Origin of the sequence: Olleya sp. UBA1516 (genome assembly GCF_002323495.1) — a bacterium.
Taxonomy (GTDB): Bacteria; Bacteroidota; Bacteroidia; order Flavobacteriales; family Flavobacteriaceae; genus Olleya.
The window spans coordinates 52,246-74,585 of sequence record NZ_DCQO01000006.1; the positions used below are offsets into that span (position 1 = coordinate 52,246).

General features: G+C 31.5%; 17 protein-coding genes. 1 reads left to right on the forward strand and 16 read right to left on the reverse strand.

From position 1 onward, the window contains the following. Positions 1–75: 75 nt before the first annotated feature. Positions 76–3,060, reverse strand: coding sequence for an amidohydrolase family protein (locus B2989_RS02615; protein ID WP_292943719.1), 2,985 nt, complete (start codon positions 3,058–3,060; stop codon positions 76–78). A gap of 84 nt (positions 3,061–3,144) precedes the next feature. Further along, positions 3,145–4,212 carry a DUF3810 domain-containing protein gene (locus B2989_RS02620; protein WP_292943722.1) on the reverse strand — a complete coding sequence of 356 codons (1,068 nt, stop codon included), beginning with the start codon at positions 4,210–4,212 and terminating at the stop codon, positions 3,145–3,147. 197 nt (positions 4,213–4,409) lie between these two features. Here B2989_RS02620 and B2989_RS02625 point away from each other — a divergent pair, with 197 nt between their 5' ends. Continuing rightward, positions 4,410–5,870, forward strand: coding sequence for an aminoacyl-histidine dipeptidase (locus B2989_RS02625; RefSeq protein ID WP_292943724.1), 1,461 nt, complete (start codon positions 4,410–4,412; stop codon positions 5,868–5,870). A 205-nt stretch (positions 5,871–6,075) separates the two neighbouring features. Here the strand turns inward: B2989_RS02625 and B2989_RS02630 are convergent, their stop codons facing one another. The 14 genes from B2989_RS02630 to B2989_RS02695 all read right to left on the reverse strand — a co-directional run bounded on the left by B2989_RS02630 (position 6,076) and on the right by B2989_RS02695 (position 22,323). After that, positions 6,076–7,821: a DMP19 family protein gene (locus B2989_RS02630; RefSeq protein WP_292943727.1), complete on the reverse strand. Its 1,746-nt coding sequence runs from the start codon at positions 7,819–7,821 to the stop codon at positions 6,076–6,078. A 447-nt stretch (positions 7,822–8,268) separates the two neighbouring features. Beyond that, positions 8,269–9,000 carry a DUF6090 family protein gene (locus B2989_RS02635; RefSeq protein ID WP_292943729.1) on the reverse strand — a complete coding sequence of 244 codons (732 nt, stop codon included), beginning with the start codon at positions 8,998–9,000 and terminating at the stop codon, positions 8,269–8,271. A gap of 426 nt (positions 9,001–9,426) precedes the next feature. Continuing rightward, a complete protein-coding gene (locus B2989_RS02640; protein WP_292943732.1) occupies positions 9,427–9,825 on the reverse strand; it encodes a hypothetical protein in 399 nt (132 codons plus the stop codon). Between the two features lie 465 nt (positions 9,826–10,290). Next, positions 10,291–11,337 (reverse strand): ACR3 family arsenite efflux transporter, encoded by a 1,047-nt coding sequence (arsB, locus tag B2989_RS02645; protein WP_292943735.1) that lies wholly within the window; start codon positions 11,335–11,337, stop codon positions 10,291–10,293. Positions 11,338–11,339: 2 nt separating this feature from the next. Further along, positions 11,340–11,975, reverse strand: a complete 636-nt coding sequence (locus tag B2989_RS02650; RefSeq protein WP_292943738.1) for a low molecular weight phosphatase family protein — start codon at positions 11,973–11,975, stop codon at positions 11,340–11,342. Positions 11,976–12,162: 187 nt separating this feature from the next. After that, positions 12,163–12,564 carry an OsmC family protein gene (locus B2989_RS02655; RefSeq protein WP_292943741.1) on the reverse strand — a complete coding sequence of 134 codons (402 nt, stop codon included), beginning with the start codon at positions 12,562–12,564 and terminating at the stop codon, positions 12,163–12,165. Positions 12,565–12,591: 27 nt separating this feature from the next. Next, entirely contained in the window at positions 12,592–12,816 is a 225-nt protein-coding gene (locus tag B2989_RS02660; RefSeq protein ID WP_145000449.1) for a hypothetical protein, read from the reverse strand. 167 nt (positions 12,817–12,983) lie between these two features. Then, a complete protein-coding gene (locus B2989_RS02665) occupies positions 12,984–14,888 on the reverse strand; it encodes a DUF349 domain-containing protein (protein ID WP_292943745.1) in 1,905 nt (634 codons plus the stop codon). A 94-nt stretch (positions 14,889–14,982) separates the two neighbouring features. Beyond that, the gene (locus B2989_RS02670; protein WP_292943748.1) at positions 14,983–15,726 is read right to left on the reverse strand and encodes a shikimate dehydrogenase family protein; all 744 of its coding nucleotides are present in this window, start codon (positions 15,724–15,726) and stop codon (positions 14,983–14,985) included. Next, entirely contained in the window at positions 15,719–16,738 is a 1,020-nt protein-coding gene (locus B2989_RS02675) for a DUF368 domain-containing protein (RefSeq protein ID WP_292943751.1), read from the reverse strand. Before B2989_RS02675 ends, B2989_RS02670 begins: the two co-directional genes overlap by 8 nt. Further along, positions 16,739–17,749, reverse strand: coding sequence for a DUF368 domain-containing protein (locus tag B2989_RS02680; protein WP_292943754.1), 1,011 nt, complete (start codon positions 17,747–17,749; stop codon positions 16,739–16,741). A 47-nt stretch (positions 17,750–17,796) separates the two neighbouring features. Further along, on the reverse strand, positions 17,797–19,191 hold the full coding sequence (locus tag B2989_RS02685) for a tetratricopeptide repeat protein (RefSeq protein WP_292943757.1): 1,395 nt from the start codon (positions 19,189–19,191) through the stop codon (positions 17,797–17,799). Between the two features lie 142 nt (positions 19,192–19,333). Beyond that, positions 19,334–20,521, reverse strand: coding sequence for an aspartate aminotransferase family protein (locus B2989_RS02690; RefSeq protein WP_292943760.1), 1,188 nt, complete (start codon positions 20,519–20,521; stop codon positions 19,334–19,336). A gap of 5 nt (positions 20,522–20,526) precedes the next feature. Next, the gene (locus tag B2989_RS02695; RefSeq protein ID WP_292943763.1) at positions 20,527–22,323 is read right to left on the reverse strand and encodes an OstA-like protein; all 1,797 of its coding nucleotides are present in this window, start codon (positions 22,321–22,323) and stop codon (positions 20,527–20,529) included. Between the last annotated feature and the right edge of the window lie 17 nt (positions 22,324–22,340).

The following is a 22,340-nucleotide window of genomic DNA, read 5'->3' on the forward strand; positions in this document are numbered from 1 at the left end:
GATTTATTATCGTTTTATTTCCGCTTAAGCGAAAAATTTATGAGTGTATATTTTATATTTTACTTTAGGAATTGACTAGTGTTGGTGGTCAATAGAATCGCAATGTAATAGCTCTTTTTCTTTTTTCTCAATAGGTTTTGTTTTTAACCCTTTGTTTTTAGCTTGAAGCATTAGCATTGTTAGTTCATTTTTCTCCTTTTTTATAGTCTCTCTAAGTTTAGCATCACGCTCTAAATCAAAATAAACTTTTCCTTCAATGATTGTTTTTTCCGCTTTAGCGTAAATAGACAACGGATTATCACTCCATAGCACAACATCTGCATCTTTTCCAACTTTAATACTACCAACTCGATCGTCGATATGTAATAATTTAGCAGGATTTAAGGTTACAAACTTCCAAGCGTCTTCTTCGCTAATATCTCCATATTTTACAGATTTAGCAGCCTCTTGATTTAAACGTCTAGACATTTCTGCATCATCACTATTTATGGCTACTAAAACACCAGCGTTATGCATAATTGGTGCGTTAAAAGGGATAGCATCATTAACCTCGTACTTGTAAGCCCACCAGTCAGAGAATGTTGATCCTCCAACACCATGTTCTACCATTTTGTCTGCTACTTTGTATCCTTCTAAAATATGTGTGAATGTGTTGATTCTGAAGTTGAATTTTTCAGCAACCTTCATTAGCATATTAATTTCACTTTGCACGTAAGAGTGGCAAGAGATAAAACGCTCTTTATTTAAAATTTCGGCAATAGTCTCTAGCTCTAAATCTTTACGGTAAGGTTTACCGCTTTTCTTTAAAGCATCATATTCTTGTGCACGTTGGAAGTAGTCTGTAAACACTTGCTCAACACCCATTCTGGTTTGCGGAAAACGGGTTCTTGCATTGTCTCCCCAATTGGCTTGTTTTACATTTTCTCCTAAAGCAAATTTGATAAATTTAGGACTGTTTTGGTATACTAAATTATCGGCTTTTTCTCCCCATTTTAATTTAATGATTGCTGATCGTCCTCCAATCGGATTGGCAGATCCATGTAAAATCTGGATACTAGTAACACCTCCAGCAAGGTTGCGGTAAATGTCTACATCTTCAGCATCCAATACATCTTCAATAGTTACTTCGGCAGTACTGTTGTGTCCTGCTTCGTTAACACTTTCTGTTGCAATATGCGAGTGCTCGTCAATAATTCCAGACGTTAAATGTTTATTAGTTCCGTCAATAACAGTTGCGTTACCAGCACTTAAATCAGTACCAATTTTTGCAATTTTTCCATTTTTAATTAAAACGTCCGTATTTTTAATAATACCATCTTTCTCGTTAGTCCAAACCGTTACGTTTTTAAACAATAATGTTTCTTGCTTAGGTAAACTTTCCATACCATAAGCCATATTTGGATACGTTACAGGATAAATTTTAGGAGTTACTTCATCATTATCATCCGTTTTATCCTTGTCTTTTTTGTCATCTTCTTTAACTCTTTTATTGGCTAAAAAAGTCCCTTCGTTACCATTAGGGTAATATAATTTACCGCTTAACATGTTTGGGTTGGTCACGTTTGTTACCACTCTAACAAATTCTTTTTTTGTACTATCTGCAGCAGCAAAGGTTAATTGCATCCAATTATCGCTAAAGCTTATTTTTGAACCATATTCTTTAGTTTCGGTTTTAACCTTAGATTTTAGTTTTTCAATTTCGCCAGAAATTTCTAACTCGTAATCCGTATTATCAAAATTAAAGGTATAACTACCACGTAAATCTGTAGTATTCATTGCTACTAATTCATCTTTAATACCTGTTACCCAGTTTTCATAAATTGTCGTTTCTTTATCAAAAACGTCACCAGAAGTAATTAAAAAGTTAGCATAAGCACCTGATTTTAAATGTCCAAGCTCTGTTGATTTACCAATAATTCCGGCAGGCACAGTTGTTAAAGCTTCTAAAGCTTTTGTTTTATCTAAACCATATTCAATAGCCTTTAAAATATTAGGCATTAATGATTTAGCTTCTTTTAATTTATGTGTTGTTAATGCAAACTGAATATTGTTTTCGGCTAAAATTTTAGGATTAGCAGGACTTTGGTTCCATGCTTTTAAATCTTCAAGACTAACAGATTGTGCCAATAGTGGATCTTCCATATCATATGCATCCGGAAAGTCTAATGGTAAAATAAATTTAGCATTGGTGTTTTTAATGTCATTAATAAGCTCATACTCATCACCACCTCCAACAAATACATATTGGATACCAAATTGGTCACCTAGTTTGTCAAAACGTAACGCATTTATTTTTTTGCCAGCATCAAAAAACTGAACCAGATTTTTGTTAGCAATGTAAGCTTCTAAAGCACGATCTCTTTCTTTAATATTTCCTTTAGCATACCAATCTGCATCATGGTTTACTTGTCGTAATAACGCCATAGTTCCCATTAATGATGTTGGATAAGCCTGTCTAGAAGTTTTGCTTTTTGATGTTCCAGAAAATTGTCCAACTTTGTCGTCCAATAATCTAGTTGCATCACTACCAGAATCAGCTAGTGTTACTAAAACACCAGTACCTTGGATTATACCATCATCAATATGCGAGGTTACAACACCAAAACCAGCTTTACGTAATTCTTCAGCTTTTTTGCTATCAAATTCAAAATGGTCTATTGCATTTTGGTCAGGTCTAATATGGTCATTCCAATAAAAACCTTCGCGACTAGCGTCATATTGCGGACTTCTGTTATTTCCAGAAGCGCTACTAGGTGTTTTTACACCAAAATCTGTATAAATATCTATAAAGGATGGGTAAATAGATTTTCCTGTTACATCAATAACAACAGCGTTTTTTGGGATAGTAACAGCAGCTCCAGAAGAGACAACTTTACCATCTTTAATAAGTAAGGTTCCGTTTTCAATAACTTGATTAGGAGTGACGTAAATTTTAGCGTTTGTTAATGCTGTGTAATTAGAAGTGTTGGTTTTTACACCATCGTTTTTAGGAACATACTCTTGCGCAAAAGAAAAATAACTGCACAACAGCAGGCTTAATGCTGCCCATTTTTTAATCATTGGTTGATAGTTTAAGGTTGATAAACACTAAAGATACGCATTAGCCAATATGCCAAACAACACCCAATTAGGATTTTAACGTTTTTATAAGATTTTATCTTCCAAATAATTAACCAATAAAGCCACCACATAGCTATAGCTATCCATACCTTTGGCTTGGTTGTTAGCTTTTAGGTAAGACGTGTAAGTAGATCTAAAAATTGGTTCCAACGGGTTTTTGTAATCATTCCAAAAATCTCTAACCTCTTGATAGTTTTTTATAATACCTATGTTAATAGTAGGTAATAATTTATAATATAAATCAGGATCACGTCTAAAAACTTCACCTAGACAATGCCTTAAACCAAAGGTGTATCCCGAATATTTAAAGTATATATTATCATTGCTAATAGTGGCTAAAAAGCCAATAAAATTAGCCTCGTTTTCTTTGGCGTAACCCAATTGGTGGGCTACTTCATGCGCAGCAGTGGTTGGGAATTTGTACACAGGAATCATATCATCCACCTGAGCCTCGTTGGTTATTGGATTAAGGTAGCCACTAAAACCCATGTACGTTAAAGGATAACTAAATAACGACTTTTTTAAACTTTTAGGATGGTATTCCAAATGCGGAAAATCAGTTTTTAAAGCCTCATAACTTTTAGGCGTTAATGCTAAAATTTCGGATTTAGTAAATGGTAAATCGACCTTCAAACTATCGTTTTTAGTAATCTTTAGATGTATGTAATTTGATTTTTCAATCAAGTTTTTAGTAACTGTAACTAATTGCTCAGTGGTGTAATCATCCTCTAAATTTAAATTTTTATGCAAAGGATTTCGGTAATAATTAAAACCCCAAAATAAATGAAACGCTATAAAAATAATACTTACAGCAGCAAACACATCAATTAGCCAATGGACAGTATCTTTCCAGATGCGTTTTACATTTAAAATTAGCCAACGGAGAATAAAAATAATACTAAAAGCATATAAAAAATCGCCAAAACTAAATGGTAACCAACCCAAAGTATATCTAAATAATTTAGAAATAAAAGGATATAAACCATTACTATACACAACCTCGATTGTGTCCGGAAATTTAGCCACAACTTTCACCAATATATACATAGGTATAATCAGTAGCGCAATCCACAGTTTTTTGTTTTTTAGCATGACTCAAAAATAATTAAAAATTAGGACCAATCACTTAGGTTTATTTAAAAGGTTTCTACCTGCTGTCCGTTATATCTTTTTTTGCAAAAAAGGATGCCACTACCATCAGGAGTAGCGACTAATGTTATTTCTAACTTAAAAAGGTTTCTAAATGCATCTGCAATTTGTACTTTTGTAATTCAATAAAAACTATACAAATGAGTCAAGACGTTAGAGCTTTAGAGCCAAAAGCATTATGGAATAAATTCGCAGATTTAAACGCAGTACCAAGACCTTCAAAAAAGGAGGAACGCGTGATTAAATTCATGAAAGACTTTGGTACCAATTTAGGTTTAGAAGTTATAGAAGATGAGGTTGGAAATGTGATTATTAAAAAACCAGCAACTGCAGGTATGGAAGATCGTGTGACTATTGTAATGCAATCGCATTTAGATATGGTACACCAAAAAAATGCAGATACCGATTTTGATTTTGACACACAAGGGATCCAAATGGTAGTGGAAGGTGACTGGGTAAAAGCAAAAGGAACAACACTTGGTGCAGATAACGGTTTAGGAGTAGCTACAATTATGGCACTTCTTGAAAGTACAGACATACCACATCCAGCAATTGAAGCGTTATTTACTATTGACGAAGAAACTGGTATGACAGGAGCAATGGGATTAAAAGGTGGTTTGTTAACTGGCGGAATCTTATTAAACCTAGATACGGAAGAAGATGACGAGATTGGTGTTGGTTGTGCAGGAGGTATTGATGTGACTGCAACTAGAACTTACGAGCAAGAAGAAACTCCAGAATTTAAAATAGGATTTGAAGTAAAAGTAAAAGGCTTACAAGGTGGACACTCAGGTATGCAAATACACGAAGGTTTAGGTAATGCTAATAAATTAATGAACCGTTTATTATTTGATGGTTTTGAAAACTTTGGTTTACGTATCTCAGAAATTGATGGTGGAAGTTTACGTAACGCTATTCCAAGAGAAAGTAGAGCAGTAGTTGCTATAGATGCGATACATGAAGCTGCTTTTATTAACGAAATGGAAGAGTTAGGTAACACTATTAAAACCGAACTTAAAACTATGGAGCCTGATTTGGTGATTGAAGTCTCTAAAACAGAAACTCCAGAATTAATTATGGACCTTGGTGTACAAGAAGGATTAACACGTGCTATATATGCAGCAGTAAATGGTGTGTATCGTATGAGTGCAGATATTCCTGAATTGGTAGAAACATCAAATAATATTGCACGTGTAATTATTAAGGATGGTCACGTAAAAATAGGATGTTTAACACGTAGCTCTGTAGAAAGTAGTAAAATGGACTTAGCAAATACGTTGCGTGCTGCATTTGAGCTTACAGGTTGTGAGGTTGAGCTTTCCGGAGATTATCCAGGATGGACACCAAACATGGATAGCTCGATATTAAAAGTTTTAGATAATTTATACCAAAAATTAAATGGCGAAAAAGCACATATTGCGGCTTGTCACGCTGGTTTAGAATGTGGTATTTTAGGTCAAAATTATCCAGATATGGAAATGATTAGTTTTGGACCAAACATTAAAGGCGCACATAGTCCTGATGAGCGTGCACAAATATCGTCTGCTAAAAAATACTGGAACTTTGTATTAGAGATTTTAAAAGAGATTCCTAAAAAGTAATCGTTTTAAGTAGTATTATATAAAATAGAAAAAGCACAATCTAAGATTGTGCTTTTTTTATGTTCGTTTAACGGTCTTGTATAAGATTAGTTGCATGTTTTAAGCACTAAATTTAGCAAATAATAACCGAATAGAAAATCCGCAAGGATTTTCGTAAGTAGGCTAGAACTAGCAATAAATTATATACAGTGTTAGCTATAGTGTTTTATTCAATTAGTTTTAATTTATATCGAACGTAATGTATGCTTTTAATTGGTTTTCCGTTTTTTATGGCAGGTTCAAATTTCAATTCCGACATACTTGATTTTACTTGTTCATCTAACCACATATTGTCAGCTACCGCAAATTTGATTTCATCTATAACTCCTTTTTCATTAACGAATACATAATAGCCATAAAACATAATATGGTCGTCTCCATAAGGTTCGAATATTGATACTTCGGCTTGAAAATTCTCTGTCAATTCCACGTCATTTATGGGTTTAGGCTCATTGTCTGGTAATTGATATTCTTCATAATCTTCGTAGCATCCTTTACAAATTCTTGAAACTACATATGTTTTAACTTTTGGGTTTTTAAATTTGCGAAACTTTTTAGATGAAACAGAACTTCCTTTTTCGTAGAAAGTTTCTTCTTTCAAATTACCATTATTATAATAAACTTCCATTTTACCGTGTCGCTTACCATTCTGATAGTTTACAAGTCTTTGTAATGTATCGTTTTTAAGTTCTTTCCAAACTCCGTGAGGAATAAAATTTTTGTATTCTCGATAATATAATTCTGGCGCATCATCTTTGAAATTTGGATTGGAATAAAACTCGGTAAATCCGATTCCTTTTTTTAAAGTTTGTTCTCCTTTTTCGTTCCAATAATTTTTAAGTCTATATTCTCCATTTATGAATTCAGCTTCTTCTTTTTTACTTCCGTTTTTATAAAATTCAAGCCATTCTCCTTGACGTTCATATGCTGTTTTGTAGTTTCCAGTTTCGGCAAGTTGTCCGTTTTCGTACCATTCTTTATATGCGCCAATTCTTTCGTTTTTATCTATAAGTTTTGATTCAAGCTTTTTTGGATTTCCATTGTCATAATACCATTCGTGAATTAAGATGTTTTTTGAAGAATCTTTAGTTATTTGATATTTCAGTTTTCCATTTTCGTGGAATTCTTTTCGCTCTCCTGTTTGTTTTCCATCTAAATAATCTATTTTTTCCTTTGGTTCTCCATTTTCATAAAAAGACTTAAATTCTCCATTTATTACACCTTTGTCAAGCAGAAACTCTTCTTTAACATTTTTGTTATCATAAAAGGTCTTGCAAAGACCAGAGAAGTTCATATCAAATTCTTTTCCATCTTCATCAAGACAAATTTCGTTAGGGTTTTTACGAATGTATGTTTCAATTAAAGACATTGTCTTTTCATTCATTTCATAGTAACTGTCATCAAGTAAAGACATTTCATCAAGTCTATCATAAAGGTCGCTACCAAACAAATCACTTTCTTGTGCTTTGTCCATTAGCTTTTTATTTTTTTGATAGATTTTATCTGCTTTTTTAACCAGATTTGCCATTTCAGTATCTCCAATATGTTCCAATCCCTTAATTATTGTTGGAATATAAGGTCCATAACCATTGTAGTAGAATTGAACAAATCCACCATTTGTCACTTGGGCATCTAAATACCACCAATGGTAAAGTGCTTTCTGTCCGTATGATAAAGATTTTCCACGTTCAATTTCGAACTCCTTGTCCTTTACAAATTTCGAGATTGGTTCAAGTACAAACCATCCAAAATCATAACCGCTTAATTTGAAGAATTCGCCTTTATTTAGTTCAGGTCGGAAATGTTCGGCTTTATCGAATTTCCAATAAGGGTCGTTTTCGTTTTGGGCTTTGCAACCAAATAGATTTAATAAGTTTATCATTATGATTGAAATGGTAAGTATTCTTTTCATTCGTGATGTTTGTTCAACATTATAGCTAAAGTATAGCGAATATGATTCCGTTTCAATGAATTATATTCGAAGTTAAACGAAGTTAGTTGAAAAAAATGATAAAGTCAAATTTGCAATTAATGCAGTATCTGAATAAAGGTTAAGATATAGTTGATTAATACACGCAAATATCTTCTGCGTAAAATACTGGAACTTTGTATTGGAGATTTTAAAAGAAATTCCTAAAAAGTAATCGTTTTAAGTAGTATTATATAAAATAGAAAAAGCACAATCTTAGATTGTGCTTTTTTATGTGATTTATTCAAGCTCGTTTAAACGTTTGTGTATATGTTTTGTTGCGTATTTTAAGCATTAAAGCTAGCAAATAAAACATAAATAGAAAGTCCGCGAGGACTTTCGTAAGTAGGCTATAACTAGCAATAAAATATATGCATTATTGTGCTTTCGTTATTTGTTTAACTCTTCGTTGATTAATTCAGATAATTCTTTTGTGGATTTTAGTAAATATTGCATATCCTTTAATAAATTTTTATCTGTAAAATCTCTTAATTGAAAAGTCCCATTTATAATGTTAATTGCTGAAATTATATCTTCCTCCCTAATTAATTGATTCAATAGTTTGGGATTTATATTTAAAATATAATTTATAGGCCCAAGACCAATCGCTTTTTGACCGTCCTTTAAATGAACATCATTATTCCCAGATATAGTTTTAATAATTTCGTTTTGAGTAGTTCTCAAATTTAATAGAGCATTCCTAATTTCATCTGGCATTAATTTAATGTCTCCCGTAGATATTAAAGATTCTATTGTGTTTGTATTGAAAGTATAATAACCAAATTCCCACTCAAGTGTACCAATAAGAGGTATTAAATCATTGATACTTTCAGCTTTAGGTAATTTTTCTAAATACTTTTTATATTTCGAAAGACTAGAATCAAGATATATAATTCTTCTGTTAATATAAACAGTGTCCTTCGCTAAATCTTGTACAACCTGCTTATAATAATTATTGCGAATTTTTGAGCTTTTTCTATTTTCATTCCAATTATTAATCTGTAACGCAATTAAAATTCCAATAACAACAAGTATAATTTCACCAAGAGCATATTTCAAATACTTTCCAGTTTTACCTTCTGAAAGCAAATTTTGCCGAATTTTTCTAAAGAATTTTATCATTGGTTATTGGTTGGTCATAACGAAGCACAAAGTATAGCGAATATGATTTCGTTTAAATGAATTATATTCGAAGTTAAACGAAGTTAGTTGAAAAAAATGATAAAGTCAAATTTGCAACTAATTCATTATCAGAGTAAAGGCTGAGATAAAGTAGATTAATACACGTAAATATTGTTTGCTAAAAAATACTGGAACTTTGTATTAGAGATTTTAAAAGAAATTCCTAAAAAGTAATCGTATTAAGTAGTATTATATAAAATAGAAAAAGCACAATCTAAGATTGTGCTTTTTTATGTGATTTATTCAAGTTCGTTTAAACGTTTGTGTATATGTTTTTTTGTGTATTTTAAGCACCTAATTTAGCAAATAAAAACTTAATAGAAAATCCGCGAGGATTTTCGTAAGTAGGCTAGATCTAGCAATAAATTATATATGGTGTTGTGGCGCGTATTTTATAATTCCGCTTTTAAATTCTATAAAATCATAATGGATATGGTCAAAACCTTCGTTAATGTTCCATTTTCCATTATTATATAAAAACGAAGTATAATAATTAATGAATGGTCTCCTTTTGTTTTTTAATTCTGGATTGGTGTATTCAAATTTCAAAACCAAAAAATCATTTTCTTGTGGAATATATTCAAAGTCAAATTCAATTCCCAAATTTATGATTCCGACAATATTTTCTGCGGTCAATTCGTCATTTAATTTATCTGCTGATGATTGATATTGCCAATTCATTCCGTCAGCTGCTCTTTCTCCTTTTTTTTTTTTTAAAGTCCAAATAAGCTCTTTTTCTTCATACTTTTCTTTTCTAAATTTCACTCTATTCTTTCGAGAATTTTTATGGTGAATTATTTTTTCATTCTTATCCTGCTTTTCTTTGTTAGACTTGACAGTAATAAATTCGAATGTTATTTTTCTTTCAGACATTTTGTTACTTAATGTTCTTCGTGTATGTTGCACAAAGTATAGTGAATACGATTCCGTTTCAATGAATTATATTCGAAGTTAAACGAAGTTAGTTGAAAAAAAGGACAAAGTCAAATTTGCAATTAATACAGTATCACAATAAAGGTTAAGATATAGTTGATTAATACACGCAAATATCTTCTGCTAAAAAATACTGGAAGTTTGTATTAGATATTTTAAAGGAGATTCCTAAAAAGTAATCGTTTTAAGTAGTATTATATAATATAGAAAAAGCACAATCTTTAGATTGTGCTTTTTTATTTTATTACTTGTAATTATCTGTTAAGTAATTATTTATTTACTGCGTTATACGTCTTTTTACAAAGTAGCGTGTCCATAATATTTTTTTCGTAGCCAGAAAGAGACTCTCACTAATAAAATCAGCGCAGGAACTTCAACTAAAGGACCAATAACACCAGCAAAAGCTTGTCCAGAATTAAGTCCAAAAACAGCAATAGCGACAGCAATAGCTAGTTCAAAATTATTACCAGCAGCAGTAAAAGCAACAGAAGCGGTTTTATCATATTCTGCACCAGAAGCTTTTGTAAAGAAAAATCCGATAATAAACATTAGTAAAAAATAGATAAGTAATGGTACTGCAATAATTAAAACATCCATTGGTATTTGTACAATTAACTCACCTTTTAGCGAAAACATAATGACTATTGTAAATAATAGTGCAATTAAAGTCATAGGAGATATTGTTGGTATAAATGTATTAGTATACCAATCTTCACCTTTTAATTTTACTAAAATTTGTCTACTTAAAATCCCTAAAAGAAAAGGGATTCCTAAATATATAGCGACACTTTCTGCAATGGTACCTATTGAAATATCTACGATGGCACCTTCAAATCCAAAATAAGGAGGTAATATGGTTATAAAAAGCCAAGCGTAAAAACTATAAGCAAATACTTGAAAAATACTATTTAAAGCGACTAAACCTGCTCCATACTCGCTACTACCTTCTGCAAGATCATTCCAAACCAATACCATTGCAATACAACGTGCTAATCCAATTAAAATTAACCCAACCATATATTCTGGATAGTCTTTTAAAAACGTAATAGCCAAAATAAACATTAAAACAGGTCCAATAATCCAATTTAGAATAAGCGAAATTGATAATATTTTAGTGTTTCTAAAAACCTTTGGTAATAAAGCGTAATTAACTTTTGCTAATGGTGGATACATCATTAAAATTAAACCAATTGCAATTGGGTAATTTGTAGATCCACTACTAAAGGAATTTATAATATCTGGAAAGGTTGGTATAAAATACCCAAGTCCAACACCAATTATCATTGCTACAAATATCCATAGCGTTAGATTTTTATCTAGAAAACTTAATTTTTTTGTAGCCATTTTTATGATTTTATTTGAGAGAAAACAAAAAACATTTCAGTTGCTATTTGCAAACTTCTTTCGTTGTATTTTTCTTCTTGTTGAGGTGTGTTATCAAATGCTTTTGGATCTTCAAAAGTAATAGGTATACGTTTCTCAGCACCAGCAATAAATGGACAACCACCATCTGCTTGACTACAAGTCATAATTGCAGCAAATTGTGATTGCGGATTAAAATCGTCATCTAATGTTTTTGAAAAACCAATAATTGGATGTTCGTTATTAGAATATTTGATTGAATAAATTGGATTTTTATCGTTTGATAGAGCCTTTATTTTAAACCCAGATTGGTTTAATGTTTTGATAACCATTGGGTAAACTGCTGTTGCTTCCGTACCACCAGAGTAACAAAATACGTTTTTAATAGCAAGGTAGCTGGCTATTGTTTGTGCCCAAATTTGTGATAAATGACTGCGTCTAGAATTATGTGTACAAATAAAATTAATACGGATGTCTTGGTTATTATTCACCTTTGATTGTATATAATCTGCCAAAGGTTGTAATACTTCTTTTCGTGATTCAGAAATGGTATCAGGTTTTAATTGCTTAATTGTTTTTTCTATGTCTTCAAATAGCATAGGCTGTGTATTAGACTTCATTGTAAGTTGATTTTAAAAAACAGTTTGTATTATATGGCTAATATATTTTTTGATATTTAAATTAATTCTATTATTAATTAATTCATTGCAATGTTACGATTAATATTTAAACATTCAAATAAATTATATCTCAATTATGTATTAGTTTACATAAAGTTAATCTTAGAATTGTTGTCTGTTAATGGATTTATGCTTTTGTGGTAACGGTTCCGTTTATATCGCAGCTTAATTTAACGGTATTATAAATGGTTCCAAATTTTTCAATATTTTTTTTCAGCAAGTTCACGTTTAGATTTTTATCTGTAGTCTCTATTATTAATTGATAGTCTATTTGATCCATTCTTGGTGGTTTGTCTAGACGTACGCCTTGTACTGTAATGTCTGCGGAAGTGTATTCAAATTTCATTAAAACAGAAAAACGTTGTACATTTTTTAAAATACAAGCAGCAAAAGCACTTAAAAATAAATCAGCAGGACTAGCAAGTGTATCGTTAGATTGTGGTGTAGTACCAAATTGTATTGAAGTCTCTTTTATAGTGATTGAAGCGTCCTTATTGGCAAAGGATTTAGCGTTAATACCGTAGGTCATAATTGGTATACTTTATTACTAATGTTTTTAATCTAATATTTGATAATCTATATCCAGTTTGCGCAAGGCTCTTAAAGCAGATCCTGAGTTTTTGTCATCTACATCAAAATCTATAGGATCTCCTTCTAATAAGATTTCTGTAAATTGAAAGGCTTGTGCTGCATTAATATCTATTGCAATAGCTTCGATACAATTAGCAATTCCTTTTTTATCAGGTCTAATTGCGTCGCAGGATAATAGGTTTATTTTCATATTAGTAATTTACTAATTTAAAACCATATACTTTAGTAAGTACAAAGTTATTATTTATAAAACTCTATTTAGTTTTTGTAAGTGTAACTAAAGCAAAAAAAAGTTGCTAAATCTATTACATGTGTAATATTTATAGCAACTTTAATTTTAAAATTAGTTAGATTTTATTAATTGTACAATCCTTTAATTTTTTTAAGTTTTGTATCCCATAATTGTAAATCATCCTTATGCTTTTTAATGTTTTTATGCACTTCTTTAACTAATGGATTATCTGATTTTACATTTGAGAAAAATTGTAAATTATTTTCAAGTTGAATAATTTCACCTTTAATTTCATCTACTTTTTTCTGGATGTAAAAACGCTCATTGTCAATAGCGCGACTGTCATCACCAGAAGATAATTGATCTAACTTGTTTTCAAATTTTATCAACTCGGCTTCCGTTTTATTTAAGTCCAAAGATTTAAATAATCCATCAAGTGTATCATTAAAGTCGCTTTCTATTTGTCTCTTATTACGTGGCACACGACCTAAAGTTTTCCAGCTATTAATTTGTGTTTTTATAGTTGCTAAGTCCGTTTTTTGATCTCCAGAAAGTGTTAAGTTTTTAACTTCAGATAGTAAGGCTTCTTTTTGTGTAAAAGCCTCTTCCTCTTCAGCACTAGCTGCATTACGTTGTTCTTTAATACGATCAAAATAGTGGTTACAAGCACTTTTAAATTGCTTCCATATTTTATCACTATCTTTTCTAGGGACATGTCCAATACGTTTCCAATCGCCTTGAATTTTTTTCATCAACTGTGTTGTTGCCTGAAAATCTTCACTGTCTTTATTGTCTTCAGCAATTTTAATTAATTCTAGTTTTTTCTCTAGATTATCGTATTGGTCTTTTTTTAAGCTTTTATAAAATTCGTTTTTACGTCTATTAAAACCTCTTACAGCTTCTTTAAATTTAGCCCAAGTTGCTTCGTTAACTTTAACAGGTACTTTACCTGCTTTAAAAAACTCTTCTCTTAAGGCTTCAATTTCTTTAATTTTATTTTGCCAACCACTATGATTCGTGATTTTTTCACTTGCTTTTTCTTCAATAAGCGTGATTATCGCCTGTTTATTTAATAAGTTTTGCTCATAAACAGTGTCCAAATTTTTAAAGTAATCTTGACGCTTAGCGTTAATTTTTTTAGTTGCTTCTTTAAAGCGTTCCCAAATTGGTTCTCTATGTTCTCTAGCTACAGGTCCAAGTTCTTCTTTCCAAATCTTATGTAAATTTTGAAGTTCTCTAAAGGCTCTGTTGGTATTTTCATCATTAGCTAATGCTTCAGCTTGCTCGATAATTTTAGTTTTAAGCTCTAAATTATGTTCAAAATCTTTATCACGCAAATCTCTGTCTAAATGTAGTAGATCGTAAAAACGTTCTACATTAAAATGGTAGCTATTCCAAGCGTTGTTATATTTATCTCTTGGTATAGGACCAGCAGTTTTCCATTGGTCTTGTAACTCTTTAAACTTTTTGTATTTAGTGTTCATAGAGTCTTCAGCATCTTCTGTTAATGCTTTAATACCTTCTATGATGTCTAATCGATTAGTAAGATTTTGCTTGTGGTTTTGTTCAATATTTTTGTAGTGACCACTTAAGCGTTGTCTATAATCTTTATAGTTATCTTTAAAGCTTTGTTGGATAGGTGTGTGATATCTAAAGTCAATTTCATTACCACCATTACTTAAAAACTCTTCTTTTTTCTCGTCTAAAAGCTCATGAAACTGCTTGTCAAATTCTGTTTTGATGGCATCTACATGTTTTTTAATAGCTTGTACTTTTTCGTTTTTAACCAAACGCTCAAGTTCGATAACCAATTGCTCTAAATTAAGCGATTCGTAATCTTTATCTTCAATGTTGTGTCTGTCAACGTTACCTTCATCTTCAGCATCTTCTGCATTAGAATCTTCAATTTCATTTAAAACATCATCGTTATCTTCTACTTTAGAAGTTACTTCTTGTGGTGTTTCTGGTTGTACGTTTTCAGTGTTTTCTTTCGTTCCATCTGCATTTTGCAGGTTATCTAGCTCTGACATTTTTAAAATGTTTTTAGTTGATATTTATGTATTTAGCTTTTAAAGATAGTGACAAGTTGAAAAACTACCAATAATTTGTTGATTAACTCTTAGTTTAAAGATTTTTATTCCAGATTTTCCAAGATTTTTCTGCCTGAAACACTAACATGTCATAGCCATTTATAGTAGTAGCACCATGGTTTTTGCCATGTTTTAAAAAAACCGTTTGTGATGGATTATAAATTAAGTCGAATAAAACATGTTTTTTAGAAAGTCCACCATATGGAATATTTGGTGCTTCATTTACATCAGGAAACGTCCCAACAGGCGAGCAATTTATAATTATTTGATGGTCATTAATAATAGCTTCCGTTAACGTGTCATAGGTATAACTAACTGCTTTTGACTGCTGTCTTGATACAAAATGAAATTGAATGTTTAGTTGTTTTAAAACATAAGCAATTGCTTTGCTGGCTCCACCTGTACCTAAAATTAAAGCTTTTTTATGATGTTTTTTTATGTGTGGTTTGATACTTTTTTTGAAACCATAAATGTCTGTATTGTAGCCTTTAAGACGTCCTTTTTTAGTGAATTTAATAGTATTTACTGCACCAATTTTTTTTGCTTTTTTATCTAATGAATCTAAAAAGGGAATAATACTTTCTTTATAAGGGATGGTAACATTAAGACCAGATAATCCTTTGGTTGTTAGTATGTTTGATTTAAAATTTTCAATATTTTGAATGTCAAAATTTTGGTATTTAGCATCAGTAATATTTTCGTCTTTAAATTTTATTGAAAAATAGTTTTGAGAGAAAGAGTAGGAGATATCTTTACCAATTAATCCATAGTTACGCATGTGATTCCTTTGTTTTTTGTCCATATATTTCTAATGCTAATACGATTGCTATTCCTACTATGGTATAGCATAATGCGATTATAGTTTCGGTATTAAGTTCAGGTAAGTAACGTTCGTAATTTTCAATTATTTTTTGACCTCTAGAATCTACTAAAAATTCGCCTGTAGATTTTGTTTTAAATATGGTATGTTTAAATGGCCATACAACACCTAAAGATCCTACTATAAAACCTATAATTGATGCTAACGTGACATTTTTATAATGTTTTAAAATGTAATTTAATACATGCGAAAAAGTTACCAAACCAACTACAGAGCCTAATGTAAAGACTGCTAGTACTTTTAACATCCTAAGACGTTCTATATTTGCAGTAAAGCTAAAATCACCAATTAGTACCTCAGAAAAAGTATCAAATAAAGCATTCACAGAGTCCACTAATAGTAAGACGTAATTGCCTAATAATATTAAGATAAATGATCCTGAAAAGCCAGGTAATGTCATTCCTGAAACACTAATTATTCCGCAGAAAAAAACAAATATCAGGTTATCATTTTCTGTAGCAGGATCTAGAAAACTAATACCTATTCCTAAAACAGCACCAATAATTAAAGCTAAATATGTTGTGGTTTTCCAATCTTTAAAATCCTTACTTATGTAATAAATCGAACCTATAATCATCCCGAAAAAGACACTCCAAACATAGAGTTGGTAGTGCGTAATAAGGTAGTCTAGGATTTTTGAAATACTAAAATAGCTTACTATCATTCCAAAAAATAGTAAACTTAAAAAACGTCCATTTATATAATGATAAAACGCTTTGAAGCGTCCTTTCAAAAGTAATTTAAAAGCAGTGCCATTTACCTTTTGTAAGGAGTGTATAAACTCTTCATAAAAACCTGCAACAAATGCCACGACACCACCAGATACACCAGGAACTTTATTAGCTGCTCCCATGCCTAATCCTTTTAAGATTAAGAATAGTTTATCTTTAAATGTGCGTGTGTTTTGCATTTAGCTTGCTTTATTACCTACTTTTTCAAGAATGAAAATAGTTAAAAAACCTGCAATCATCAATCCAATTGCTAAAACTAATTGAGCGTCTGTATTAGCGTTAATTTGAGAATAGGTTGATGGCAGTACACTTTGCTCTAAAACGGTTTTGTAGCTATCAAAATCTAAGCTGTTTTTTTGAAACACACTTAACGTTTGGTAGTCTGAAAGTCCAATAAAATCGACTACAGATCCTGAAGCGTCATCCATTACCGAAATGGTTTTTTTATAAGGCCAAACTTTATTTAACGAACCTAGAATAAAACCGGTTAGAATGGCTAGAGTTGTATTATGGTAATTTTTGAATAGCCATTTTAATACGTGGCTAAAACTAAGTAAACCAACAATTGCTCCAGTTGCAAATAGTGCTATTTTTTTTAAATCAAAGTCATGAAAAGCATCACTTAATGTTTTATATGCTCCTAAAATTACTAATATAAAACTACCAGAAATACCTGGTAAAATCATAGCGCAAATCGCTAATGCTCCAGCAATAAATAAAAAATAGGAGTTGGTATTACTAGCTAAAGATGGTAAACTAGTAATGTAAAATGCAGCTATAGTACCAATAATTAATGCTATAATGGTTTTAGCAGACCATTTATTAATTTGTTTACCAACAAAAAAGATACTAGCTATAATTAAACCAAAAAAGAACGACCATATTAAAACTGGGTGTTGTTCGATTAGGTATTTTGCTAGTCTCATAAACGAAACAAAACTGATAATAATACCTGTTAAAAGCGCTAAAAGAAAATTACCGTTTAGTTGTTTCCAAAAGGCAAAAAAACCATCATTTTTTAAGGTCTTTACTAATGATAGGTTAACACCACTTATAGTTGTAATTAACTCTTCGTAAATCCCAGAGATAAACGCAATGGTACCTCCTGATACTCCAGGAACTGCATCTGCTGCTCCCATAGCAATTCCTTTTAAACTAATAACAAGGTAATCTTTTAAGCGTCTTTGCATAATTTGAGTTTTGTTGGTAACCAAAGGTATGCAAAAATCATTTTATGTTATGATTTATGTAACTTTTTTAACGCGTTTTTAAAGGTCGTAGATTGGTAGACCATTGGAAAAATTTCTTCAATAATAAATATTAGTTCTGCATCAAAAGTTAATCCGTTTTTTAAGTGGTAGCTTCCTTTTTCAGTTTCTAATAAACCATAGTAAATACCAGCTAGTCTAAATTCAATTTCTGCATCTTCTGGGTAAAATTCTGCTGCCTGAATTAAGTTTAAGCTAGCAGCTTCAGGTTCTCCTAATTGAATTAAAATATCTGCTCTTTGTAACCAAGAGGCTAACTCATAATTTCCAAGTTCTAATGCTCGCTTATAGCCACGTTCAGATTCTTCTAAAAAGTTTAGTCTGTGGTTTATTTGTGCATATAACTTCCAATATACTGCATTGTCTGCATTAATATTAATCGCTTTATTAATATAATATAGTGCTTTTTGGTAGTTTTTTTGTTTGTTATAAAACTTAGTAATGGCTATCCAACCCTTATCAAGTAATGGATCTTCTTTTACAGTTTTATAATAATATTGTTTTGCTAAATCTATCTGACCTAGTTTTTCATGACATTGTCCTAATCTTAATAAAGCAAAAGATGTAGGGTCTTCCAATTCTAGGGTTACTGCGTAATTTTCGATTGCTTCGTTATAACGCTTTAACTTTTCTAGGACTCTACCTTTTTCAATGTAAGCACCTACAAAAGTGTCGTCAGATATAATTGCAAATTCAAAAGCACTTAAAGATTTTTCGTATTGTTTTATAGTAAAGTATTGCTTACCTAATTGGTGCCAAGCAACTTCGCAATATGGGTTTTTATCTAAATAACTATTTAAAAAGGTGATTGCTTCATCATTTTCATTTAAAAAATCGAAGCAATACATAATGTTGTATAAAGCAGAATAGTCATCCATGTCATCCTCTAGACAACGCATAAAACTCTGTTTAGCTTCTTCAAAGTTATCTAAAAATAGATATTCCATTCCTATTAAAGAATGTAGTTCTGAGGATTCTTCGGCTAAATCTAAAGCTATGTTTAAAACCTTAATAGCGTCTTGATGCTTATCATCTTTAGATAATATATTAGCTTTTTGAATGTATATTTCTTCGTTTGATGGCTCTAATACATACAAGGCATCTAGTAACTGATTCGCTTCTTTTAGCTTATTTTCAAACACATAAATTTCTACCTTAAATAATTTAAGATTAGTAGATGTAGGATGTTGCTCTAAGCCTAACTTAATAGCTTTTTTTGCTAAAGATACTTTACCTTGGTTAAGGTAATGGTGTATTATATTTTCAAATTCGTCCGAGTCAAAAAACAACACATTGTTTGTTTTTAACATCGATTCAAATCTGCTAAGCGATACTTTATTTGGTTCTTCTTGACTAAACTCCATAGGCACTGTTTAGGTGTTTCTATTGTAATAAATGTACTGTTCTATTACTTTTTAAATGGCATTTGCCACTTTTGTTTTTAACAAAGTAATCAACAATTACGGGTTTTAATGTGTTTTTGATTGATTGAAAGAGACTTACTCTTTAATTAGAGTCCGTTATTTTATTTAATAAGTCAATAATAATGCCACACCCTTTACTAATTTCTTCATTACTGATGGTTAAAGGTGGTGTTATACGTATTGCTTTAGGCTCAAACAGCAACCAAAAGAGTATTAATCCTTGATTTTTCGCTTGTAGTACTACTTGGTCAGTGATGTTTGCTGCAGTAGTTATTGCTGCTAACATTAAACCACGACCTCTAATTTCGGTAATTAAAGGATGTTTTAAGTGTTGCCTGATTAATTGTTCTTTTTCTAAAGCTTGTGACATTAAGTCACTATTTGTAACTTCTTGTAATGTGGCTAAAGCCGAAGCTGCAATTAATGGGTTACCACCAAAAGTTGTAATATGACTTAGCTTTGGTCCATCCTGAAAGGCATCCATATGCGCCTTAGACGCTGTAAATGCGCCAATTGGTAATCCGCCAGCTAATCCTTTTCCGGTAACGACTATGTCTGGAACAACATTATAATTTTGAAAACCAAATAACTTTCCTGTTCTGCCAATTCCTGGTTGTATTTCGTCTAAAATTAATAGCGCTCCAACGTCCTGACATTTTGCTTTTAATTTGGCTAAATAATCGTTAGTAGGCTCTATAAAACCAGCTCCACCTTGAATGGTTTCTACTATTACTGCAGCAGTTTTTGTAGTGATATGTTTAAAATGTGGTTGGTAATTAAACGTAATGTGACTAATATCTGGCAGTAATGGTCTAAAAGGTGCTTTTCGCTCTTCAAAGTCCATTAAACTTAAAGATCCTAAGGTATTACCATGATAGGCGTTATGGGCTGCAATAATCTGACTGCGTCCAGTAACACGTCGTGCTAATTTTATAGCACCTTCAATAGCTTCCGTACCAGAATTAACTAAATACGTAGATGTTAAAGGTTCTGGTAAGTGATCTGCTATAAATTTACATAAGTCTACTGTTGGCTTTTGGACGTATTCTCCATAAACCATAACATGCAAATATTTGTCTGCTTGTTGTTTAATGGCATTAACTACTTTTGGGTGGCTATGTCCTAATGTACATGCAGATACACCTGCAACAAAGTCTAAATAGGCTTTGTTATTGGTGTCGTAAATATAGCTTCCTTTAGCATGTGATATTTCTAGAGCTAAAGGATATGGAGACGTTTGTGCTTGGTGTTTAAAAAATCTATCCTTCATAACTCCTAATCCTGATCAGTCTTAGATTGTACTTTTTGATTAACTGTTTGTTTTTTTGAAGTTGCTTTTTGTAAAGCAGGAGTATTAGTATTTGTATTTAGAAATTTTTTAGGAACATTCCTAGAGGCTTTAGGAGCTTCGTCTTTTTTATTTAAATTTTTCTTTTCAGCTTCGTCGTCTGCTTTTTTAACACGTCCAATTAAAGCCTCTCCAAAAAACTCTTCACCTTCTTCATAGGCTTCTAGTCCTTTAATTACAGGTAGTGTAAAAGGTGGATCGTCTTTAAATAAATCTTCAACAGATTTTGGACGTTCATCATCTCGCCAATCAAAACCTCTAAGTTTTCTAGCGTTTAATGGTAAATCTTCTTCTGTGTAAAGCTTGCCTTCAAATTGTAAAAGTTTTCTAAGCTCAACAACTTCTTTTTCTTCAAAATAGATAATAATATCTGCAGATTTTGATTTTTCTATTCCAATTAACTCTTGCTTATCATTTCTACTAAAGTTAATAGATTCTGCATTTTTAAGTATATCTACTTGTTTGATTTGATTATCATCATCAAACATTCCAATTAAGCGTTTACCAGAAATTTGATTGTATGAGTCTTTACTAATCGTGTCCTTACTAATTAAAAAAGCATTATAAAAAACGATGAGTGAATCTAATTTTTCGGTTTTGGGATTTGATTTTAAATGAATCGTATCACCTGTCATTTGATTGTCCAGATTCCAGAGTATTGGTTTTCTTGCAGCCGAAAACGCATCACCTTTATTTAATCGTTTTAAATTGATTAATTGTGTTAGTCCTGTTTTATGGTCTGCGTGAATCGAATCTGCTTTTGCACTTATATCTGATTTATATACCTTACCATTGTAATAGCCTCTAGTAATACGATGTTCTGGTTTACCTGTAACCATCAAAGTGTCTGCATGCATGTATATACTATCTTTTTCTTGGATAGTTATTGCTAAAGCGCGTTTGGTAATAAACACAGAGTCTTTAGCACGATAAACTTCTGCATAATGTCCTTTAATGATACTACTATTAATAGTGTCTGTAACGATTATATTATTAGTTGCTGACGCAAAATTTAGTCTTCTGTCAAAATGTAAACTATCACCAACAATAACACGATTATCGTAGTCTATTCTTGAGTTTCGGACAAAATAGCCAGTGTCGTTTGTGGTGTCGTAAAAACCACGTTCGCTGTAAATTTTGCTACTATCACCAACTATTGTTGAAGGACCATACATGTAGGCATGACCATTATCAGAATAGTAATCCAGGGTTTTTGTGTTAAGCTCGTAATCTGGATTGACAAGTTTGACGCTATCTACAAAACGGTATTTTTTGTCATTCATATAATAACGACCAATACGACTTGTAATCGTCCCAGATGAGTCCCTTACAACTTTCCCTCCAGATTTATAATAAGATTCTTGTTTTGCTCTGTTAAAGTATAGCGTGTCAGATGTTATAGTAGATTGAGGATCTGTCAATACCACATCACCACTTGCAAATGCTAATTGTGTTTTACCAGAATACTCCACGTATTTTGACGTTAAGTTTATGGTGTCACCTTGCTTCATGTTTACATTTCCGTAGGCTTCAACAAAATCTTCTTTACCATAAAATATGGCTTTGTCGCAAAACATATCAATACCATCATGGTAAATATGGACTTGACCTTGATCACTTCGGGTTAGGATACTTGCTCCTGGAAAGTTTTCTTCGTCAATATCACCAAAAGCACCAGAGTCTTTAATCTCTATGGTTTTTTGTTGTGCTATTCCTAACTGCATTGTAAGCATTAAGAATA